The sequence below is a fragment of the Pseudomonadota bacterium genome (assembly GCA_018823285.1).
GTDB lineage: Bacteria > Desulfobacterota > Desulfobulbia > Desulfobulbales > JAGXFP01 > JAHJIQ01.
This window is the reverse complement of the sequence record JAHJIQ010000055.1, coordinates 24606-46356: the sequence shown is the minus strand read 5'-3', so window position 1 is coordinate 46356 and position 21751 is coordinate 24606. Positions and strand designations below refer to the sequence as shown.

18 protein-coding genes are annotated in these 21751 nt (G+C 54.0%); 2 read left to right on the top strand and 16 right to left on the bottom strand.

All coding sequences use genetic code 11. The features are described 5' to 3' along the window. Positions 1-161 precede the first annotated feature (161 nt). From KKG35_12850 to KKG35_12775, 16 genes are all read right to left on the bottom strand, one after another. Entirely contained in the window at positions 162-3296 is a 3135-nt protein-coding gene (locus tag KKG35_12850; GenBank protein ID MBU1739014.1) for an efflux RND transporter permease subunit, read from the bottom strand. Beyond that, a complete protein-coding gene (locus KKG35_12845) occupies positions 3296-4402 on the bottom strand; it encodes an efflux RND transporter periplasmic adaptor subunit (protein ID MBU1739013.1) in 1107 nt (368 codons plus the stop codon). The genes KKG35_12850 and KKG35_12845 overlap by 1 nt, the downstream gene beginning before the upstream one ends. A 278-nt stretch (positions 4403-4680) precedes the next feature. Beyond that, positions 4681-4980, bottom strand: coding sequence for a hypothetical protein (locus KKG35_12840; protein ID MBU1739012.1), 300 nt, complete (start codon positions 4978-4980; stop codon positions 4681-4683). A gap of 127 nt (positions 4981-5107) precedes the next feature. Further along, positions 5108-6457, bottom strand: coding sequence for an NADP-specific glutamate dehydrogenase (gene gdhA, locus KKG35_12835; GenBank protein ID MBU1739011.1), 1350 nt, complete (start codon positions 6455-6457; stop codon positions 5108-5110). A 128-nt stretch (positions 6458-6585) separates the two neighbouring features. Further along, complete coding sequence (locus KKG35_12830; GenBank protein MBU1739010.1) at positions 6586-9573, bottom strand: phosphoenolpyruvate synthase/pyruvate phosphate dikinase; 2988 nt, start codon at positions 9571-9573, stop codon at positions 6586-6588. An 8-nt stretch (positions 9574-9581) separates the two neighbouring features. After that, positions 9582-9923, bottom strand: coding sequence for a hypothetical protein (locus KKG35_12825; protein ID MBU1739009.1), 342 nt, complete (start codon positions 9921-9923; stop codon positions 9582-9584). A gap of 79 nt (positions 9924-10002) precedes the next feature. Then, positions 10003-10614, bottom strand: a complete 612-nt coding sequence (locus KKG35_12820) for a 2-oxoacid:acceptor oxidoreductase family protein (protein MBU1739008.1) — start codon at positions 10612-10614, stop codon at positions 10003-10005. Further along, positions 10608-11465, bottom strand: coding sequence for a 2-oxoacid:ferredoxin oxidoreductase subunit beta (locus KKG35_12815; protein ID MBU1739007.1), 858 nt, complete (start codon positions 11463-11465; stop codon positions 10608-10610). Before KKG35_12815 ends, KKG35_12820 begins: the two co-directional genes overlap by 7 nt. Before the next feature lie 26 nt (positions 11466-11491). Then, the gene (locus tag KKG35_12810; protein MBU1739006.1) at positions 11492-12631 is read right to left on the bottom strand and encodes a 2-oxoacid:acceptor oxidoreductase subunit alpha; all 1140 of its coding nucleotides are present in this window, start codon (positions 12629-12631) and stop codon (positions 11492-11494) included. Further along, positions 12621-12851, bottom strand: coding sequence for a ferredoxin family protein (locus KKG35_12805; GenBank protein MBU1739005.1), 231 nt, complete (start codon positions 12849-12851; stop codon positions 12621-12623). Before KKG35_12805 ends, KKG35_12810 begins: the two co-directional genes overlap by 11 nt. Before the next feature lie 108 nt (positions 12852-12959). After that, complete coding sequence (locus KKG35_12800) at positions 12960-14324, bottom strand: hypothetical protein (GenBank protein ID MBU1739004.1); 1365 nt, start codon at positions 14322-14324, stop codon at positions 12960-12962. A 339-nt stretch (positions 14325-14663) separates the two neighbouring features. Beyond that, entirely contained in the window at positions 14664-15362 is a 699-nt protein-coding gene (locus tag KKG35_12795; GenBank protein MBU1739003.1) for an ABC transporter ATP-binding protein, read from the bottom strand. Between the two features lie 38 nt (positions 15363-15400). Then, positions 15401-16555, bottom strand: a complete 1155-nt coding sequence (locus KKG35_12790; protein MBU1739002.1) for an ABC transporter permease — start codon at positions 16553-16555, stop codon at positions 15401-15403. Beyond that, positions 16542-16979: a hypothetical protein gene (locus tag KKG35_12785; protein MBU1739001.1), complete on the bottom strand. Its 438-nt coding sequence runs from the start codon at positions 16977-16979 to the stop codon at positions 16542-16544. Before KKG35_12785 ends, KKG35_12790 begins: the two co-directional genes overlap by 14 nt. 118 nt (positions 16980-17097) lie before the next feature. Further along, entirely contained in the window at positions 17098-17550 is a 453-nt protein-coding gene (locus tag KKG35_12780) for a heavy-metal-associated domain-containing protein (protein MBU1739000.1), read from the bottom strand. Between the two features lie 20 nt (positions 17551-17570). Further along, complete coding sequence (locus KKG35_12775; protein MBU1738999.1) at positions 17571-18059, bottom strand: heavy-metal-associated domain-containing protein; 489 nt, start codon at positions 18057-18059, stop codon at positions 17571-17573. Between the two features lie 396 nt (positions 18060-18455). Between KKG35_12775 and phnD the strand changes: the two genes are divergently transcribed. Further along, positions 18456-19412: a phosphate/phosphite/phosphonate ABC transporter substrate-binding protein gene (phnD, locus tag KKG35_12770; GenBank protein MBU1738998.1), complete on the top strand. Its 957-nt coding sequence runs from the start codon at positions 18456-18458 to the stop codon at positions 19410-19412. Positions 19413-19428: 16 nt separating this feature from the next. Continuing rightward, positions 19429-21705, top strand: coding sequence for a PAS domain S-box protein (locus KKG35_12765; GenBank protein MBU1738997.1), 2277 nt, complete (start codon positions 19429-19431; stop codon positions 21703-21705). Positions 21706-21751 lie beyond the last annotated feature (46 nt).

Genomic DNA, 21751 nt, shown 5'->3' with positions numbered 1-21751 from the left:
CTGTTAACTTCCCATTCTAACATACTTGCAGTGCACCCCGGGGAGAAGAGTCTGAGAAGGGATAGCTTCTTCCATTGCCTGAATTTGAATGGCATGAACATCTTTGCCGGATATGCGATTGTTTACCCCGCAGTCTTTCCTGAAATTCACCCGATGCCCAATCAACCCGGCTCTCTTTCCCAGGCATTCTCCCCCACCCTGCTCTTTTCGAAACCGATGACAAACGCGAGCAGTGACGGGATGACGAAGAGGGTGAAGACCGTAGACATGGCGAGGCCCCCGAGAAGGATGCTGCCAAGGCCGCGGTACAGTTCACTTCCCGGCCCTGTGGACAAAACCAGCGGGGTCATGGCGAGCACACTGGTAGTGGCGCTCATGAAGATCGGGCGGATCCTGGTCCGGACGGCATCGGAAATGGCCGGAACTCCGACCATGCCGTTATAGCGGACGTTGTTCAACGACTGATGGACGATCAGGATCGCATTATTGACCACGGTGCCGATCAGGATGATGAAACCGAGCATGGCCAGCACGTCGAAACCCTGAGGGGCGACCAGCCTGTTGACCAGCCAGAGGCCGATAAAGCCACCGGCCGCCGCCAGCGGCACGCTGAACAGGATGATGAAGGGATAAAGGAAATTCTCGAACAGGGCCGCCATCAGAAGATAGGTAATGATCAGGGCCAGGAGCAGATTCCACTGCAGAGCCCGCCTCGTTTCATCAAGCTTGTCGGCATTACCGCCCACCGAGACCTCCAGTCCCTCCAGCTGGCCGGAGGCCCGCATCCCGCCGATCACGTCATTCTGAATGATTTCCATCGCCTGCTGCAGGGGTAAATCGGCCGGCGGAGTAACCTGCAGGGTAATGGTCCTGGTCCGCTCAAGGTGGTTGATCTGCGGCATGCCCTGGCCATAGACCAGATTCGAAACATCACCGACCCTTATCAGGTTCCCGTAGCGGCTGACAACGGTGCTGTTCAGGATATCTTCGGGGGATGTGTAGTCGACATCATCGCCTTTGATCATGAGATCAATCTGCTTGACCCCCTCCGGCCGGAACTCGTCGATCTTGCGCCCGTCCATCAGGATGTCGACATAGGTGCCGAGGTCTGCTTCCGACAGGCCGTTGGCCGCGAGTTTTTCTTTGACCGGGATAATCCCCGCCTCCGGATAACTGGTTTCAAGGGACGGAATCGGCCGGATCTGGCTGTTCGGCACCTTGGCGGGAATCAGGCCGAACATCATGGCCTGGGCAACTCCGGTGATCCGGCCGATATCCTGGCCTGAGATATTCACATCAATATTCCGCCCCTGACCAAGCCCCGACTCGAAGATCCCTGCCTGGATACTGACCCCGAACACCCCGGGAATGGATCTCATGATCCGGGAGAAAAGCGGCATCATCTCCTTGGCCCTGGTTTCGTGAACGCCGATCCCGCCGAAGAGATTGAAACGTTCCGCGCCCACATAAAACATCCGGGAGATTTGCGGAATGCCGTCCTTGCCGTCCTCTTCAAAATAGGGCTTCGCCTGTTCATAGATGTAATGCCCCATGCTTTTCAGCTTCTCCACCGAGTAGCCGGGCGGGGGGATCAGGATGTTTAAAATCAGGTTCCGGTTGCCCTGGGGCAGATATTCGGCACTCGGCATCATTTCGGCGCTGATCAGCAGCGAAATCAGGGTAAAGAAGATCACCGTCAAGAGCCTGTTTCGGGTTGAGTTAAGACAGAGAGCGGAAAAGAACATGATCCGCCCGGCGATAAACTCACCGGTCCGGCTCCGCTGGAAACGGTTTGCCGCCCGCTCTTTTTTTCTTTTATAAAACTGATGGATCAGGGTGGGAATCACCGAAACCGAGACAAAGAGGCTTAAAATAATGGAAAAGGTAATGGCGATGGCGATATCCCGGAAGAGCTGTCCCGCCTCTTCCTGGATAAAGATGACCGGCAGAAAGACCGCGACCGTGGTGGCGGTGGAAGCGAGAACCGCCCCCCAGACCTCTTTTGCGCCATCGTAGGCGGCACCAAAGGCGTCTTTGCCCATCTTCCGGTGCCGGTCGATATTTTCGAGAACCACGATGGAGTTGTCCACCAGCATTCCCACCGCAAAGGAGATGCCGGCAAGGCTCACCACGTTCAGGTTACGGCCCATCATCCACATGAAGACAAAGGTGCCGATGGCCGAGATCGGGATAGCCACCGCCGTGGTGATGGTTGAGGTCACACTGCGCAGGAAACTGAGCAGGACGACAATGGCCAGAATCCCGCCGATCAGGACGTTCATCTTGACCAGGTTGATGGCGTTGTTGATGTAGGGCCGCTGATCGTAGACCCAGTCGATATAGACATTGTTCCGGGCCAAAAGCCCCCCGTTCAGCCACTGCACCTTTTCTTCCATCCGGTCGGTCAGTTCGAGGACGTTCGCCCCCTGTTCCTTTCTGACCCCGACCACTATTCCCTGCACCCCGTTGTGAAGGACGGAGCCGTCTTCCTTCTTGAAGCCCCTCTCCACCCGGGCGACATCCCGCAGATAGACCCTGCGGATACCGTCATCGGAGATCACCACCTCCAGCGCATCGGCCGGATTCTGAAACTGGCTGACCGTCCGGATCCGGTAGTTTTTCTTGCCGATTCCGAGCACGCCTGCCGAAATGTTGAGATTGGCCGCCTGGATGGCGCCGATCACCTGATTGATGGTCACCTTGTGCCGCGCCATCTTTTCGGTATCGATCACCACATGCAACTGGTCTTCGGTGCCGCCGAAAACCAGGAGCGAACCGACCCCCTTGACCCGCTCCATATGCTGCCGGACATTGTCTTCGAAGAAGGTCTTGTAGTTGTTGATATGTTTTTCGCTCTCCGGTTTGGTCTTGAGCATCATCCAGATCACCGGCGAACTCTGGGCCCCGGCGGCTTCAATTTTCGGCCGCAACACGTTCTCCGGATAGTCAGAGGCCTCGTTCATCTTGTTGGAGACCCGCAGCAGGGCGTCATCGAGATCGGTCTCCAGTTCGAAGGTCAGGGTGATGGTGCCGTATCCGTTGAAACTTTCACTTTCCAGCTTGGTCAACCCCCGCAAGCCCTTCAGGACCTCTTCCTGTTTCTCGACGATCTCCTTCTCGATCTCGTACGGGGTCGCGCCGGGCCAGACGGTGCTGACGGTGATCTTCGGCTTTTCCACATCAGGAGTCAGCTGGACGGGCAGCTTGTTCAGGCCGATCAGGCCGAACATCACCACCAGGATGACCGCAACCGTTACCCCGACCGGTTTTTCGATTGAACTCCGAACGATATCCATTATTTTTCTCCAGCCACCACCACCGGCTGATCCGGCCGTAACCGTTCATTCCCCTCGACAACCACCACCATCCCTTCAGTAAAAGAAGGGTTATCTGCCCCGATCTTGTTGCCGAGGTAGGTGACAATACGGACCGGCATGATTGCCGCCTTGTCATCCTGGACCGTATAGACAAAGTCCTGACCCTGCATTTTGATCAGGGCGTCCCTTGGAATAATGGCCAGTTCCTTTTTTTCACTGGTCGGCACATAGACCGATGCCGACATGTTCTCCGCCACTTTCTCCTGGGCCGGGATTTTTACTTTCAGAAAAACGTTCTTGGTCTGGGCATCGGCTACCGGATCATAATCCTCGATAATCCCGGGAACCTCCTTGTCATAGGCGATAATCCGGACCGGAACCTCCTGGCCCGCCTTAAAGTAAGTGAGCAGGTTTTCCGACACCGGCACCCGGACATAGAGGTCTTCGGTTGAGGCAATGCGGACCAACGCCCTTCCCTGCTGGACCCAATCGCCGGAATCGACATTTTTCTCCAGAATCACTCCGGGATACGGCGCCCTGATGATGCTTTTCTTTTTGGCGAGCAGCAGTTTTGACAGCTCAAGTTCAGCGGTCTGCTTCTCTTTCAGACTGTCCTGGTAGGTAAAACGGGCGTCATCGTAGAGCTTTTCGCTGACTCCGTCTTTTTCAAACAGGCTTTCCTGACGACGGTAGTTCTTTTCGGCATTCTCGATTTTGAGCGTGATCTTCTCGATATCGACATGCTTCAGGTCGATCTCCTTGCCGAGCATTTCAGTGTCGATCCTGATCAGCTGGGCATCCCGTTTCACCAGATCTCCCACCTTGACCGCTACGGTTTCAACAAGACCGGAAACTTCCGAAGAGACGTGGCTGGTGCGATCGTAGTACAGGGTGCCGATGAAAGAGTTGTTTTCAAACACCTGCTGCCGGGAGATTTTGCTCACCACCACCTTGGCCGGCGGCGGGCCTGAGGGTTTGCCATTCTCGGATTTGCTCTCCTCCGCCTGAGCAAAGGCCGGAAAACCCGCCACAGCAATCAGCACTATCAGCAACAACACCTCTGGCAACAGCAACCTGTTCTTCATCAGACCAAACTCCCGATTCGCAATAATTGAAACTTCCCCCGGCAGGCAACGGACCACCTCAATCCGAGCTGCCGGAAATGCACCCTGAATATATTCTTTTCAAACTCCCTTGAGGAGGACAACATTTCCCGGCACATGCTCATGGCACATATCCCCGATAAGCAGTCCCTGAATATATCCACAAAAACCAACAAGCATAAGGCAAATATCAATTTGCGGCAAAAAAAAACAGAGCCGAAGCTCTGTTGGAAAATCACAAATGGATTGTTGATCAATTCTCAGCCGATCCAGGTGGCGAGTGAGTCATCAACCGTGCGCCAGTAGTGGACTTCAAAGACAAAGTTAGGAATACTCCCGAAGCTCAGATACCGTTCCTTGATCAAATCCTTGGCGTCTTTGTCTCCATCGTACTTATCAATGTGATAATAGGAGATCGCGTGAATCTTGCCGTCTCCTCCGGTTCTGAAGAACGGGCCGACCATTTCGATGGTCTTCGGCATCGGCTCGAGCTGCATCAGAATCTCAACCGTTTTCTTAAGACATTCAATGGGGAATGTCACCTCTGCGATAACAACCATAGCCTTCCCTGTGCATGCAATTATGAGGATGCCAACAGACAAAAATATCTATAACAAAATGAACAGTAAAATCAAGTAATTGTCAAATCATAAACCTGCAGATCTCCACTCCAATCTAAGGAATACATTATACCAGGCCCTGATCGAGCATGGCGTTCACTACCTTGGTGAATCCGGCAATATTGGCTCCGACCACATAATTCCCCGGCGCACTATACTCTTCGGCCGCCTCCAGACAGGTAGCATGGATTGATTTCATGATGATTTTCAGCCTCCCTTCAACCTCTTCACGGGGCCAGTTCAAACGCATGCTGTTCTGGGCCATTTCAAGGCCGGAAACCGCCACCCCTCCCGCATTGGCCGCCTTACCCGGAGCATAGAGGATTCGCCTGTCCTGAAAAAGATCTGCCGCCTCCGGAGTCGAAGGCATATTGGCCCCCTCACAGACCAGAATGACCCCGTTATTGATGAGATTCCCGGCATCCAGCCCGTTCAACTCGTTTTCGGTGGCACAGGGAAAGGCGCAATCAGCCTTGTGCCCCCAGAGCGGATTGGCGGTCCTGCCAGGTTCCACCGCGAAATAAACCGCCTGTGGATACCGGGCAACATACTCCATGATCCGGCCTCGGCGGATATTTTTCAGCTCCTTCACATATTCCAGCTTGTCATCATCGATTCCCTCTTCATCATAGATATAGCCTGAAGAATCGGAAAGGGTGACCACCCTGCCGCCGAACTGGATCAGTTTCTCGGCCGTAAACTGGGCGACATTGCCGGAGCCGGAGACCAGGCAGACCTTGCCGTCAAAAGTTTCCCTCCTCGTGGCAAGCATTTCCGCCGCGAAGTAAACGCACCCGTAGCCTGTAGCCTCAGGGCGGATCAACGACCCGCCCCAGCTCAGGCTCTTGCCGGTGATGACCCCGGTGAACTCATTGGCGAGCTTCTTGTACATCCCGAAAAGGTACCCTATCTCACGGGCCCCGACCCCGATATCACCCGCCGGGATATCGGTGTTCGGGCCGATATGCCTGAACAGCTCCGCCATGAACGCCTGGCAGAAACGCATGACTTCTCGATCGCTTCGTCCCTTCGGATTAAAGTCCGATCCCCCTTTGGCGCCACCCATGGCAAGAGTGGTCAGGGCATTCTTGAACACCTGCTCAAAGGCCAGAAATTTGATAATCCCCAGCCGAACCGAAGGATGAAACCGCAATCCACCCTTATAAGGCCCGAGGGAACTGTTCATCTCGACCCGGAAGCCACGGTTGACATGGACCTCGCCCTGATCATCCTGCCAGGGAACCCTGAACATGATCACCCTCTCCGGTTCGGTGATCCGTTCCAAAACCCCTTCCACTCGATATGAGGGATTCCGGTCAAGAACCGGTTTCACCGAGTCAAGGACCTCCTGAACCGCCTGATGAAACGCTCCCTGGGCCGGATCCCGGTCCCTGATCAATTCCATGATATCAATCATTGCCATCTCCCCCGCTGACCAAATGTTCCGAGCTCCGTGAAAGTCGCCGATTTCCGTTCACAAACAACCTGCAACACTTGAAGCATCTTGCTCTAATTTCGTAGAAAAACACCCATAGCGACAAGCAATCAAGCCCGCCTGTTCAGGTACATCACACACCTGGATTCCCGGCCATTGAGCTTCATTACAAACGGTTCTTCAAGTCTGACCTGCCTGAGAAATTTTGTCTCCTGAATCGTTTCCAGATGTGACAACCAGTCCCAGTCGAGACGATCCTTCCCTTCAGTCACCGTGACATAACAGATCCCCAGGGAAGTGATGTTCTGGAAGAAATGCGTCCCCTGGGAAGGGTCAACCTTCAGGGTCTCATTGCGCAGTTCAATCATCGCCCCGACCCCCGAGATATCGGCCCAGCGGACCGGAATGCCGAGCAAAGGATCATTGGACCCCCACCGTCCGGGGCCGATCAGCAGATATGGTCTCTCACTCCCGGTCAGGATTCTGTTCAGCTCCCCGATCTCTTTCGCGATCTCTCTCGTTTTTCCGGGGGCAAACCGCTCTGGTTTGACAACAATAATATCCGCAATATTTTCGGTTTTCCCATGCCCCAGCGCCTGGCCGGAAACACAGAAAGCGCGGCTGATCTCCTCTTCCGTTATATCGACATCAAAGCTCTCGCTTCCCGTCACCATCGGCCTGATCTGCAGGAAGCAGATCTCCTCCGGCACCCCCTGATCATTTAATTCGGCGGCAAACTCAATCTCAACGGCACACCCCATGCCTCTGCGCCCATCCTCAAGCAGTTCGTCTAATGCTCTGGGGAGAGTATCGTCAAACTTCAGCAGTGCGGCGAAGGTCAGAACCTTCAGCCCCTTCCCCTGATTGTCCCGTATTCGGTGCTCCTCAGGGGAATAGGTGCTTGACAGCAAGAGCACCGGTCTTTCCTCGCCGGCGGTGACGATTTCCCGCCTGACCAGGTTCGAATCCCTCATACCGATCTCTTCCGACTCCTTCATATCCAGTGCATAAAAGAAGCGCTGGCTGTTTTCAAGGATATCATCAACCGTTGAAAACTGGGGCAACAGGCCCGGATACCGCGGGGAGAAGCGCAAGCTTTTTTCACCCTCAACCACCGTTTTGCCGAAACCGAGAGCGATCTGGACCACCCCATCCTCCGGATTCATCTTGCCCACCGGATAATAATTTTGCGACATCGCCACCCCGGAAACCGCAGGGTAGAAATAATCCCCGTGCACCTTGCCCACCAGTTCCTGGATAATGATCCCCATCCCATCCTTTCCCGGCAGCCTGGCCGATTGGGCGAAAGCCTTTGGCCCGCTGAAATATGCCGACGCATAGACAAGCTTGACGGCATCGGACAACTGCTTCAGCCGCACCTGATGATCCGGGTGGTTATTGGGTAGCATATAGGTTGCATAAAGGCCGGCAAAGGGGCGGAAGTGGGAATCCTCCATAGTGCTTGAGGATCTGACAGTCAGTGGAAAATTGATCCGGTCAAGGATGTCGGACAGATTTTTGACAAGTTCATCAGGAAGCGCCGCCTGCCGAAAAGCGATGGCAATCTCATGATCGATATCATTGTCCCGAAAACATCTCAGATTGTTCTTCTCGACAAAATCATCAAAGTTGCCGGTCGTGATCACGAAGGTCCGGGGAATCCTGACCCGCAATCCCTCTCCCTGACATTTAAGGCACTTCAACCTGAGCCTGCTCAACATGAAAGCAAGACCAAGGGCCTTGCCGCCCATCGTGCCTTTGCCGATGGTGACAAAATCCATGATCTCGCTGTCGAATTCGTGGGCGGAATAACCGGCGACAACTCCCTGCTGGCGAAAGCGCCGGAGTGAATTGATCGAGGAGACCAGATACCTGCGCATCTCCTCAATGGTGGCGAAATCCGACACCCTGACCTCACGCAATCTGGAGGCCATGGAAACCTCCGCCCGGGCCATGATCCAGTTTGAAAAATGACTCCGCTCCGCGTGATAGGCCAGAGATTCATCCGGGATATCGGCGATCATTTTCTCAAAACTGTACAGGCTGCCGGCGCTGCCGAGCACTTTACCACCAGGCATCTTGAAGACAAAATCACCAAATCCCAGATGATTCAGGAAAAACTGGTGCAATTCTCCGGTGAGCCCATGACTGTTTTTATCGAGAAAAACGGCCGGAATACTCTCCGCCGCAGCTTTGTTCGAGGAGTCTGAACTGATGAGAAGTAACGGCAGATCAGGATTTTCCTTTCTGATCATCGACAGGAGTCGTCTGCCTCCATGATCATCCATAGCCCCGTCACGGGAAAATCGGGTATCGGAAATCACCCCATGGATGAAAGAACGAAACTTCAGGTAGATGTTTTCCGCCTCCTCATAGTTCTTTGCCACCAGAATTTTCGGTCTGGCCCGCATCTTCAGAAGCCGATGCTCCTGGTTCAGGGTTTCGTCAAGTACCGCCTGGGTCTGGCGGACTACTTCCTTGTACAGAAACGGCAGGAAATAGGAGAGATAATGAGGTGAATCTTCAACCAGAAGGATGATTCTAACTTTGGCGGCAACCGTGTCGGCAGGAGCATTCAGATGATCCTCGACATTTTTGATCAGGGCCAGAAGCAGATCAGGGTCATGAGTCCAGATATAAAAATTGTCGATTCCGCCGAGGTCGATGTGATCAGGAAGGGGATACCCCGCCCGGAGGTTATGGGTCAAAAGCACAACCGGCAGGGCACTCTTCAGGGCCTTGATCTCCCTGCCCAGAGTAAAACCGTCCATGTCGACAACCATGGGCATGGTGATGACCAGATCAAAGGGTCTCTCCTGAATGATCTGCAAAGCTTCGCGCCCTGATGAAACATTGGTCATCCGGGGAGGATTGCTGAGGTTCAGCCCATGATACTCATCAATCACCCGTGAGGCCAGGCTGCCGTCCTCTTCGAGGATAAACGCGTCATAGGGGCTCAGGACCAGCAGAATCTCACGCACCTTTTTCTGCATCAGATCATGATACACTTTAAAGTTGGCCTCTGACTCAGCCTGATCCGCCCCGGGATCGATATGGATATTATCTAATGATTTCGTTTTATTATCTCCATACTGCATCACCCAAATCAGCGTTTCTGTTCGCGGAATCTTACATCAATCGCACCAATCTCCTCAATACGGATCAGGGCATCAAAATATTCCTTGCCCTCGATCTTCTCAAGATGAAGGAGATGTTCACCCACACCCTTTACTGTTCCGGCGAGGGTCTTGCCGGAATCAAGAGTCACATATACTTTTTTACCGGTAAAGGCTTTCAGGTTGTCGTTCAGCGAATGGCTGACGTTATAGCCGACCCCTTCAAGTTCAACCACTTGTGGTGCGGCAAAGACAAAGGAAGCATAAAAAAGCATCGAAAGACACAAAACCGCCATCACAACGCCCCTGTTCAAACTGATCTCATTGTTCATTTCGTTCTCCTCTCTGATGTTTTTATCTGATTACCAGCATATTATTTCCACAAAGCAAAAAACCTGGAAGCCCACCGATTCAGACCTCCTCTTCCTGATCCGGGACAATTGATTTCGGCAATCTGGCGAGATCCGTGTCGGATGCGGCAGCAACTCCGGCCTGAAAAGCCTTTCTGTTCAGGGCCTCTGTTCCCCGAGGAGCCCGGGACATCACCGCCTTTTCCACACTCTCGATCCTTACCAGCGGACAGAAATGGGCCATTGCCCCCAACGCGACCATATTCGCGGTCATCACCTTGCCGATTTCATCACGGGCAATACGGGTAAAGGGGATGGCCACTGCTCGGCTCGTCGGCAGCTGCTCGACAAACGTTGAATCAACCAGCAGCAGTCCGTTCGGTTTGAAATCAAAAAAGTAGGCGTCACACGCTTCCTGGGTCATGGCGAGCAGCATGTCGAGCTTCAGAACCCGCGGATAGTCAATCTCCTTCCTGCTGATCACCACTTCGGCCTTGCACCTGCCGCCACGGGCTTCAGGTCCGTAGCTCTGGCTCTGGCTGACCTGTAACCCTTCATGGATTGCAACTGCTTCGGCCAGAATAACGGAGGCCAGAATAATCCCCTGGCCGCCGGACCCGCTCAGACGCACTTCGTAACGTTCATTGTCTTGATTCTTAGGAGAGTTCAACATTTCCCCTCTGTAGATTCCTCATTTACCCGGATGTGGTTTTGAGCCGCTCTCTGCCTGATCTTGTCGTATTCCTCAAGATAGTTTGGTTTATCAAGGTCAGCCAGCACACCAATGGAGAACCGTCCCGCCATCTCGGCTTCTGTCTTCCCTGCCGCGCTCTTCACCGAGACCGCGCTTTTTTTCATCCAGTTCAGCATTGTTACCGGATCCCCCATCTCGTTGCGCCGACCATACTGCACGTGGCAATTGGAAATGACCTCGATCACACTGAAGCCGGTCTTTCTGATCCCCTGTTCGATCAGCCGGTCGAGCTGGGGAACATGATAGACTGTCCCCCTCGCCACAAATGACGCCCCTGCCGTGACCGCCAGTTCGGAAATGGAAAAGGCGTGCTCGACATTGCCGTAGCTGGCGGTGGTGGCGAAAGCTCCATACGGAGTGGTCGGAGAAAACTGCCCACCGGTCATGCCGTAGATCTGGTTATTGATAATGATGGCGGTCATATCAAGGTTGCGACGAGCGGCATGGATGAAGTGATTCCCGCCGATTGCCGTGGCGTCGCCATCGCCCATGACGGTAATCACTTTTAAATCGGGATTCGCGAGTTTGACGCCGGTGGCGAAAGTAAGGGAACGGCCGTGGGTGGTATGGAGGGTATTGAAATCAACATAGACCGGCATCCGTCCGGAACAGCCGATGCCCGAAGCAAGTACGATATCATCCTTTTCGATCCCAAGACTGTCAACCGCCCTGATCAGGGAAGCCATGACCACACCTATGCCGCACCCGGGGCACCAGACGTGAGGGAATTTCTTGTCATGACGCAGGTACTTGTTGCGCAGATCCGCCATACTCTGTTTCATATCAGTTTCCTGTCTTACATTTGCAACAACTCTTCATAAATCTCATCAGGCCCGATGCCCTGCCCGTCGATCCGGTTGTGTTTCAGGACCTTGGCGCTCATGTTGACCCTTTTCACCTCTCTGCTGATCTGGCCGATATTCATCTCCGGCACCAGAACCGCCCGGCATTGCCTGAGAACCGCATCCGCCGCTCTTTTCGGAAAAGGAAAGAGGGTGATCAGCTGCAGCATTCCCACCTTGATGCCCTGTTCCCGAGCCCGCAACACCGCCCGATGGGCTGCCCGGGCCACGGAACCGTACGCAAACACGGCAATTTCGGCATCATCAAGAAGGAACCGTCTGGTCATCTGGATCTCGTAGGCGCCATTGGTGACCTTGCGAAACTGGCGGGCCATGAAATCACCGACCTCTTTCGGCTTTTCGGTCGGGAAGCCGTGGGTGTCATGAACAAGACCGGTCACATGATGACGGTACCCGGAACCGAATGGCGCCATCGGCGGCACCCCCCGACTGTTGTCTTCATAGGGAATGTACCATTCAGGGGGCACAGTGGGGGTGATCCGGTCAACCACCTCCACCTCGTCCGGCCTCGGCAGAACCACCGATTCCCTCCCATGGGCCACGATTTCATCGGAAAGGATGATTACCGGAACCCGATATTTCTCCGAAAGATTAAAGGCCTGGACGGTAATGGTAAAGGAGTCCATGACGCTGGACACGGCGAGTACAATGATCGGATGGTCGCCGTGGGTGCCCCAGCGGGCCTGCATCACATCGCCCTGGCCCGGGCTGGTGGGCAGACCGGTTGACATCCCGCCCCGCATGACATTGACGACCACACACGGCACTTCGGCGTTACAGGCGAAACCCAAGTTTTCCTGCATCAGGGAAAATCCAGGGCCGCTGGTTGCGGTCATTGACTTGACTCCGGCAAGGGAGGCGCCGACGATGGCGCCCATGGAGGCGATCTCGTCTTCCATCTGGATAAAGGTCCCGCCAACCGCAGGCAGTTTGACGGACATCAGCTCGCTGATCTCCGAGGCCGGGGTGATGGGATACCCGGCAAAAAATCGGCATCCGGCGGCCAGCGCCCCTTCCACAACAGCCTCATTTCCCTGAAGCAGAACCACCCTGCCGGAATCTTTAACGGCCATTGCTCTTCCTCCTGCGATCAGGGTAGCGCTCTTCGATGGTGATAGCGAAATCGGGGCAATGCATCTCACAGAACAGACAGCCGTTACAATCGTCGCCTCTTTCCACAACCGGTTTGCCCGACTCATCCCGCCCATACACCTTACGGGGGCAGAACGCGATGCAGATACCACACGCCTTGCACCAGTCGCGATAAATGATCTGTTTGTACCCTTCGGGCATAAGTCTCGAAGTCTCGGATGCTCGCTTCTCGGTATGAGCAGACGAGCTGCTCAACTCAGCTTGATACCGCCCGGCCCTCTTTTTCTGCATAGCTGCATGGATCTCCTGTTATTCTACCGGGAGAAAAATTTTGACGGTTGTTCCCCGGCCGACGGTTGATTGAATCCTGATGAAGCCATCATGATTATCGATGATTGACTTACAGAAAGCAAGCCCCAGACCGGTTCCGCGCTGGCTGTCTCTGCTCCTGGTGGTGAAATAAGGGTCGAACACCCTTTCGAGATCTTCAGGAGGAATGCCTTTGCCTGAATCCTTGATTGAGATCTTCACATACGTTCCGGGTGGAATCCCTTCCTCATTCCCGGCGGATACTTTTGCATTGACCGCCATGACATTGACCACCCCGCCCCCCTCCATCGCCTGGTCTGCGTTCAGGATCAGGGCCGTGATCGCCTTGGCAAGAAAGTTCGCGTCGCCGATGATCGGCCGGAGGTCATCCCCCAGCATCATGACCATCCTCACCCGGGCCTTGTCATCGTCCACCGGCACCGATCTTCCGATCAGGGAGGCCAGCTGGATTGTTTCTTTTTTCAGGGATTCCGCCCGGGAGATAAGGGCCAGATGACTGATCAGGTCTCGCGCTTCGTGGGTCGCCCGGTCCATCTGGTTTAAGAGTTCGACGTCCGACTCACCACGGGCCTGCAGTTTTTTCAACAGTTTAATATTCCCCATGACCGCAGTCAGGATATTGTTGAAATCATGGGCAACCCCCCTGGTGAGGGTGCTCAGATACTCCTTTTGCCGGGCATGGGCGAGCTCCTCTTTGAGCCTCCAGTTCGAATTCTCCACATCCTCCTTCTCCCTGATGTTCGCCAGGGCTTTACGGGAAACGGCAAAAAGCGTTCCGAACAGGAACAGGAAAACCGCAAGAAGAAAGGCATGGGAAAAGGCGGTCAGGTAATGGAGCCGCTTCCATCTCCCGGTAATATCATAATACACTTCCAGGACTCCGACCGGGGCATCGGCAACAGACATCGGCACATACACCTCGACAACGGCCTGGCGCCCTTTGCCCTTCACTCCGACTTCCAGCTTCCCAACTCCGATACCGCCCAGGATGACGCCCCTGATCTTGTCCGCCTCGCGGGTGTCCCCTACTTCCTCGGAAATCGTGGAGTAAATGACCGCTCCGGCCGGGGTGAAAACCTTGATTTTTAAAGGTGTGGCATTGTTCCGGAATTTTTCCAGCTCAACAAAGAGATTGTCCGGAATCGGGCGGCCGAGAGAAAGCGCTTCGCCCAGCGCAAGGCTGGAGGCTACATGATTGGCAACGGCTATCAGATCATCAGTAGTGTTACGGTAAACATATTCGGTAAATTTCGGAGTGATCACCAGATAGGAGAAAAGAGTGATCACGGTCACTGCGGCCATCGAAAACTTGGCGACCCGGTTTATCTCTTTGTATCGGAACATGACTTCCCCAGGCCCCCAAGTTCACCGCCACCAGCCACACCACGTGATCAGACTCCCGGCGCGGTCGGCAAACCTGCTGAGCAAATGCATCATTTACAGAACATCAGGACTTCTCATTTATATTTTCTCATACAGACTTTATCTTAAATATCAGCTCCTTCAAGATATTATTTATCTTTATCCTGAATCAGCGAGCTTGTCGAACTGTCGAAGGATAGCTTTATCAGGAGATTAGCCAAACTCGGAAAGTTGTGATGGATTCTGAAAAAAGAACGCGGCCGGCGCCGCTTAAGTTGCAGCACCGGCCGCGCAGGAGGAGATGAACCCGGTGTTACGGGTTCACTGAAGAAAACACTCGCCGTCCTGGACCTTGATCGTCCGTTCGGCATATTTGCAGGTCTCAGGATTATGGGTGACCATGATGATGGTCTGTCCTTCCCTGTTCAGTTCGGTAAGAAGGGCCATGATTTCTTCCGAAGTCTGGCTGTCGAGGTTACCGGTCGGTTCATCGGCCAGCAGAATGGGCGGGTTGTTGACGATGGCCCTGGCAATGGCCACCCGCTCCTGCTCGCCGCCGGAAAGCTGATCGGGAAGGCGATCACCCTTACCACCCAAACCAACCCTGCCAAGGACCCGCAACGCCATTTCATCCTGTTTACCGGGCTTGATCCCGGTAATGGCCATGGGCATTTTTATATTTTCGATCACCGTCAGGTACGGGATCAACTGGAACGATTGAAAGATGATGCCGATGTACTCGCTCCGGAAATCGGCCCGCTGCTCGCTGTTCAGACTGTACAGATCCAGGGCATCGATCACCAGCTGCCCGCGGGTCGGGTGGTTCAGCCCGCCCATCACCGAAAGCAGGGTTGATTTGCCGGAACCCGACTGGCCGACAATGGTCACGAACTCACCATCGTCGATGAAAAAATCCATATTCCTGATCGCCTGAACAGTTGTCTCGCCACTCTGGTAATCCTTGCCGATGGAACGTACTTCAATCAGATGCTCTACATTTTCAACCCGGGCAGTAGCCATATCTGTTCTCCTGTGATTCTATCTCTATGCACAAATTCTTAAAGAGCCCTTAACGCTTCGCTCGGATCGAGCTTGCTCGCCTTCAACGCCGGATAGAGACTGGCCAGAAGACTCAATGATACCGAAAGGATAACCGATATCGCGCCCATACTGGCATTGATCCCGGCAAAGGACCCTTCCTCGATCACGAAGGGCATGACGGCCCAGGCAACACCATTACCGCCGGCAAAGCCGAAGATGCCGCCGACCAGGCCGACCACCATTGCCTCCAGCAGGATGATCTGCATGACATGGCCGCGCCGAAAACCGATGGCCCGGAAGATCCCGATCTCGCGGGTCCGCTCATTCACCGAGCCCATCATGGTCACGAAAACCAGCAGGGAACCGATAAAGACCACCAGCACCGCGATCCCGTAACTGAAAGACTTGAACAGGTCGATGGACTGCATCTTCGACATGACCGCCTGCTGCAGAGCCGTCACATTGCCTTCAGGGAATTTCCCGGCGATCTGGAGGACGATATCAGTGATGGGGCAGCCGCGGCAGAAAGCCGAGATCTCAACCATCGAAATTCTGCCTTCCTTGCCGAGAACCTTCTGCACCTCATGAAGATCGCCGACAATCACCCCGTCTTCAGAGCCGCCGGTCGCCATCAGAATGGCCGCCACTTTAAAATCCCGGCCTTTGAGAGCAAGCGTGTCGCCAACCTTCAAACCCAGGGTGGAAGCCGTGGTCGAACCGAGAAGCAGTTCGTGTTCTTTCGGCACTTCACCCTGGAAATGCCACCAGGTCTTTAAGGCCAGCTCATCCTCGATATTGGTCCCCATCAGAAGAACGTTGCGCTCACCAACCTTGACTCCACCCAGCACCTTGGGGACGACCAGACCGAGGTTCTTGCTGTTCTCGATTTCCTTGATCAGCCCCATCCGCGACTCATCAAAATCCTTGGATTCGTAGTTGACGCCGCCAACACTGATCCCGCCGTAACTAAGTGAAAGGTTGTCACTTTTGGGAACCATGACGATATTTGCCCCGAACTGGTCCAGGCGGTCTTCAATATCCCGTGACATTGACTCGGTTATCGACAGCAGGGTAACGATGGTGGCAATCCCGATGAACAATCCCAGGACCAGAAAGATCATTTTGCCTTTCCGACGCTTCAGGTTATTGAAAGATATATTATGGAGTTTCAAATTCGGCCTCCTTCTTTAAAATAGACTGCCTCTGCCGATGGTCCATCCGGTTCAAGAGATCAGCTTTGACGCCCTTGGTATCAAAGAATATTTTAAACTTCTCCGGGCCCATATGGTGCCGGTTGAAAGTCACCACCAGGCGGGTCTCATGGTTGTCGGCCACCGCACTGGTCACCCCGCCCATGGAACGGAGTTCGGAAACGATCGCCGCATCCCATTTCCGCGAATCCTCAAGCTTGTAAATCACGTCATCCAGGTTCCTGGTGCTGAAGTAGGAAACCGTCTTCGGCACAGCGATAAACCCGAGACCGCCGATGATCACCACCGCAACCACAACAGCAATCGTACCAAAGCTCAGGCCCCGGCTTCTGACCCCGAGAACCCTTTCCCGCTTGCCCCTGTATTTTTCCAGATCGTATGCCATAAATTCCTCTTTCAGACAGATTGCCCATCTGTATCGTTGAAGCTGTTCAGCCCCGCACAAATTCTGCAGGATGATCACGGACCACCCTTTGATTGTAAAACAGCTTTTAGGGAAAATTCTATTTTTTCTCAGTCCTGATGAAACGCCGGTACAGCTCTTTCCAGGCGTCGGCCACCGGGCTGCAGCCGCCACTCTCCCTGTTACAACCCTCGGGTCCGGCACCATACCCGGCCAGCCTGCGGAAAACTCTGGCCTCTTCACTTCTGATGGAGACCGCTGAAACAACCTGAGCCGGATAACCGAGACGGCTGACAATTTCGGACACTTCTCCCGAGGATATTCCGCTTTCATGGTCGGCAACCACGATCCCCTTCCTGAGATCGGCAGCCATCCCGGTTATGCCGGGTGTTTTCCGGAATTCCGACTCTATCACCCGCAGACAGGAGCTGCAGGAAACATTCCGGACACTGAGAACAGTCCGCAGAACATCCCCTGCTTCCGCTATTCCGGTGAGGAACAGCAGCGCAACTGCTGCCAGTGTCCAGTATTTTATGTGCCTGAAGTGAGTCATCCCGCCAGATTCCTTTTATATTATCCCTGCTGCTGAGGCGCTCTCGGATAGCTGCAGCCGCGAGGACCACAACCGTTACATCCGCTTCCACCAGAGCCCGAGGCTCCCGGTTTGGGGAGGTTCCCTGCTGCTGCAGAATCAACCACCGTGGCCGGATATCCGGTTTCGGTGATCACCGAGGCAATCCTTGCCGGGGTAAAATCCTTGGTATGCGCCACCACAACCAGGCCACTGGCCAGATCGGCCTTCATTCCAACCATGCCGTCAAACTTTCTCAACTCGGACTCGATGGTGTAAAGACACGATCCGCAGGAAAGCCTTGAAACCTGCAGGGTCGTCTCTTCAACATCACCGGTGGGCAGAGGTGCGGCCTCGCCGGCTGTCGAGACGGTTCTGAAACCTTTTTCATCCGGGGTTTGAACGTTTCTGGCCGCCACAAAAGAGATTGAAGCCACAACCAGAAGCGCCACCACTCCGACTACAACACCTATTACTGATTTCTTGTTCATCACACCATCCTTAAGTTATGGTTCATTCAGGAATACAGACAATAATCCAATTCGTGCCCTATTGATTAGCATTTTATATGCCACCACGACCAACCACCTCTCAACATATTGTTATCATTAATTAATTTTCCATCACCAGCACAACCTTTGATCCAGCGCCCCTCCATCCTCCCGCTGAGTTAAAGAATATTCTCCAGACGACTCAAGAATATTCTCCATGGCACATGGTGGCACCACCATACATCCCCCACTTTCCAGGAGCTTTTTTTTTCTTCCATATTTCACAGAACCGGTGATACACTGTACAACAGATTGTTTCATTTCATCCGTTGCTCCGTTCATTTTCGAAACAAGGGGAAGCCCGATTGGCAACCGGGTTCAAAGGGGATCTGAAGAATGGGGAGAAAGCGTTCCTTGTTTTCCCGGGCACATACCCGGATCAAACCGTCGGCTGTTTTTGCCACACTTTTGCTCCTGCTGTTTGCAGGATGCGGTGAATCGCAGGAACCGGCACGAAAGATCTCTCTTAATAAAACCGCGACGGTTGCCCAGGTCCCGGCAGTTGACGACACCAAAGCCATCCGGATCGCGATCGCCGCGATCATCTCCCCTAAGGAAACCTATATCTCCTACAAGGGGATTCTCGACTATATCCACACAAAATTGCAAACACCTGTACAACTGGTCCAGCGGGACACCTATGCGGAAGTAAACAACCTCATCCGGGATGGGGAAATTGATGCAGCCTTCGTCTGCACCGGCGCCTACACCGAAGGCCATCGCGATTTCGGCATGGAGCTTCTGGTCGCCCCGGTCGCCTACGGGGAGACCGTTTACTACTCCTACATCATTGTCCCCCGCGACAGCGATGTGCACGATCTCACGGAGCTTCGCGGAAAATCCTTTGCCTTCACCGACCCGATGTCAAATACCGGCAAACTCTCGCCAACATACATCCTGAGCCGAATGGGAGAAACACCGGAAACCTTTTTCAAGAGCTTTCACTTCACCTACAGCCATGACAAATCGATCCAGGCAGTCAGCTCAGGCATCGTTGACGCCGCTTCCGTCGACAGCCTGGTCTGGGACTACCTGAATGCCAAAGACCCGACCCACACCGCCAAAACCAGGATCATCAACCGCTCCGAACCATATGGAATCCCCCCGGTGGTGGTTCCGGGAACCATCGACCCGGAACTGAAAAAAAAGTTGCGCGACATCTTCCTGACCATGCATGAAAACAAGGAAGGCCGGAGGCTGTTGAGCGAAGTCATGATCGACCGCTTCGTGGAAGTGGACGACAGCCTCTATGACTCGGTCCGGGAAATGGAAAAACGGGTCAACAAACCGTAAGGATATCTTATTCGAAATGAAGATATTGAACGGACTGCGCCTGCGATGGAAACTCTCCCTGCTCATCGCTTTCATGATGAGCACGATGGGGCTGATCACTATTTCCGTGATCGATCACCGGATGGAAGAAGCCCTCCTTGAAGCGCTGACGGAAAAAGCCGCCTCAATTGCCGGAAACCTGGCCATCGACAGTGTCGATCCGATTCTCGTTGACAACCGCATCCTCCTCCACCAGTTGATGCTGAACGTCTATAGCAACGAATCGGATATCAGCTACATTTTCATCGCCAACCCGGACAACTCCATCCTCTGTCATACCTTCAACAACGGTTTCCCTTCCGATCTCCAAAGTATCAGTCATCCCGGCGCCGGGGCAAAATCATTGCATCAGAGATTTGAAACCGAGGAAGGGATTGTCCACGATATCAGCATTCCCATCCTGAAAGGAAAGGCTGGATATCTCCACCTGGGAGTCAATGCCTCCCGGCAGGATGAGAAAATCGCGGCAATGAACCGTGACCTGATCCAGCTTGCCTTCATGGGGGCCCTCCTGGGATTCCTGGTTGCGTTTCTGGCCGGCCGGATGATGGGCAAACCGCTCTCCGCCCTGGCGGATGCGGTAAAACTTACCGGCAGGGGCGAAATCAGCCCGGCCCTCCCGGTCACCGGAGATGATGAGATAGGAATCTTGACCGATAAATTCAACCGGATGTCCGCCGACCTGCAGACCTATCTCGAAGAGCGGGACGAAGCGGAAACAGCGTTGAAACAAAGTGAAAGCCTGTATCGGTCCCTGGTTGAAAACATTGATTTCGGCATCACCTATATTGACTCGGACCATACCATCATCATGGCCAACAACGGCCAGGGCAGGATGTTCGGCCGCGACCCGGAAAGCTTCATCGGCAAAAAATGCTTCAACGAATTCGAAAAGCGTGAACACACCTGCCCCCATTGTCCGGGGGCCACTTCCATGATCACCGGCAAACCCGCCCAGGTCGAAGCGGAAGGAATCAGGAAAGACGGCAGCCGCTTCTCCGTGCTGATCCGCTCTTTTCCGGTAAAGGATCCTGACGGGAAGGTCACCGGATTTATCGAAGTCGTTGAAGATATCACGGAACGGCTGCAGCTGGAAAAGGAGATCAGCAAAGCCCGGCAGATGGAGTCAATCGGGGTTCTGGCCGGAGGGATCGCCCATGACTTCAACAACCTGCTGACTGCGGTCTTCGGCAATATCGAACTGGCCAAGTTGTTTCTGAAAGATCCCGAAGCGGCCCGAGAAAGGCTGGTCGATGCCGAGGGTGCCTGTGCCCAGGCCAAAAACCTTACCGGCCAACTGCTGACTTTTTCAAAAGGGGGCTCGCCGATCCGGGAAAAAACCGCCCTTGCGGATTTCCTTAGAGAAACCTGCCTGGCTTTTCCATTCGGAGCCGGCATCGAATTCAATCTGGAAACACCGGACTCCATCCGGGAGGTGATGACCGACCGCCAGCAGCTTGAGCGGGTTGTGACGAACATCCTTGAAAACTCCTGCGAGGCAATGCCGAGCGGCGGCTCGATTACAGTTGCCGCCGCCAATGTTTCAGTCGCCCCCGCCTCATCCCTGCCGCTCTCTCCCGGAAATTACGTCGAAATCAAATTCACCGATAACGGGCCAGGCATTTCTCCCGAGATTATCGGCAAAATATTCGACCCGTATTTCACTACCAAGGACATGGGATCAGACAAGGGGACAGGGCTGGGCCTGAGTATTTGTCATTCGATCATCGCCAAGCATAAAGGACATATCAGAGCGGGCAACCATCCTGCGGGTGGGGCAGAATTCACGATCTATCTTCCGGCAGACGAGAGCGCGAAAGAAGCCGGAACAGATGCAGCCCGAAAAAAACAAACCGGCACTTCCGGAAAAGCGCCTTCCGACAGTTTGCGTATTCTGGTTCTGGAAGATGAGAGTGTGGTGATCGAAACTCTGACCAGAATGCTGGAACACCTCGGCTATGAGGCGGAGTTTGCCATGGAAGGTGAAGCTGCGGTCCGGTTATGCCGGGAGGCCACCGATTCCGGCACCCCTTTTGATCTGGGAATAATGGACCTTGCCATTCAGGATGGAATGGGCGGACTTGAGGCCTTCAGAAAGATCCTCTCCTTTGCTCCCGACTTCAAAGCGGTGGTCTCAAGCGGTTATACCGACGATCCGGTGATGGCCGATTACGCGGCCTACGGATTTAAAGAAACCCTTCCCAAACCTTTCAGTATCGGCAAACTGGAAGAAACGATCCGGAAAATCCGCTGAGGAAATGGACGAATCCGGCGCCAAGGTGAGAACAATCCAACCGGCC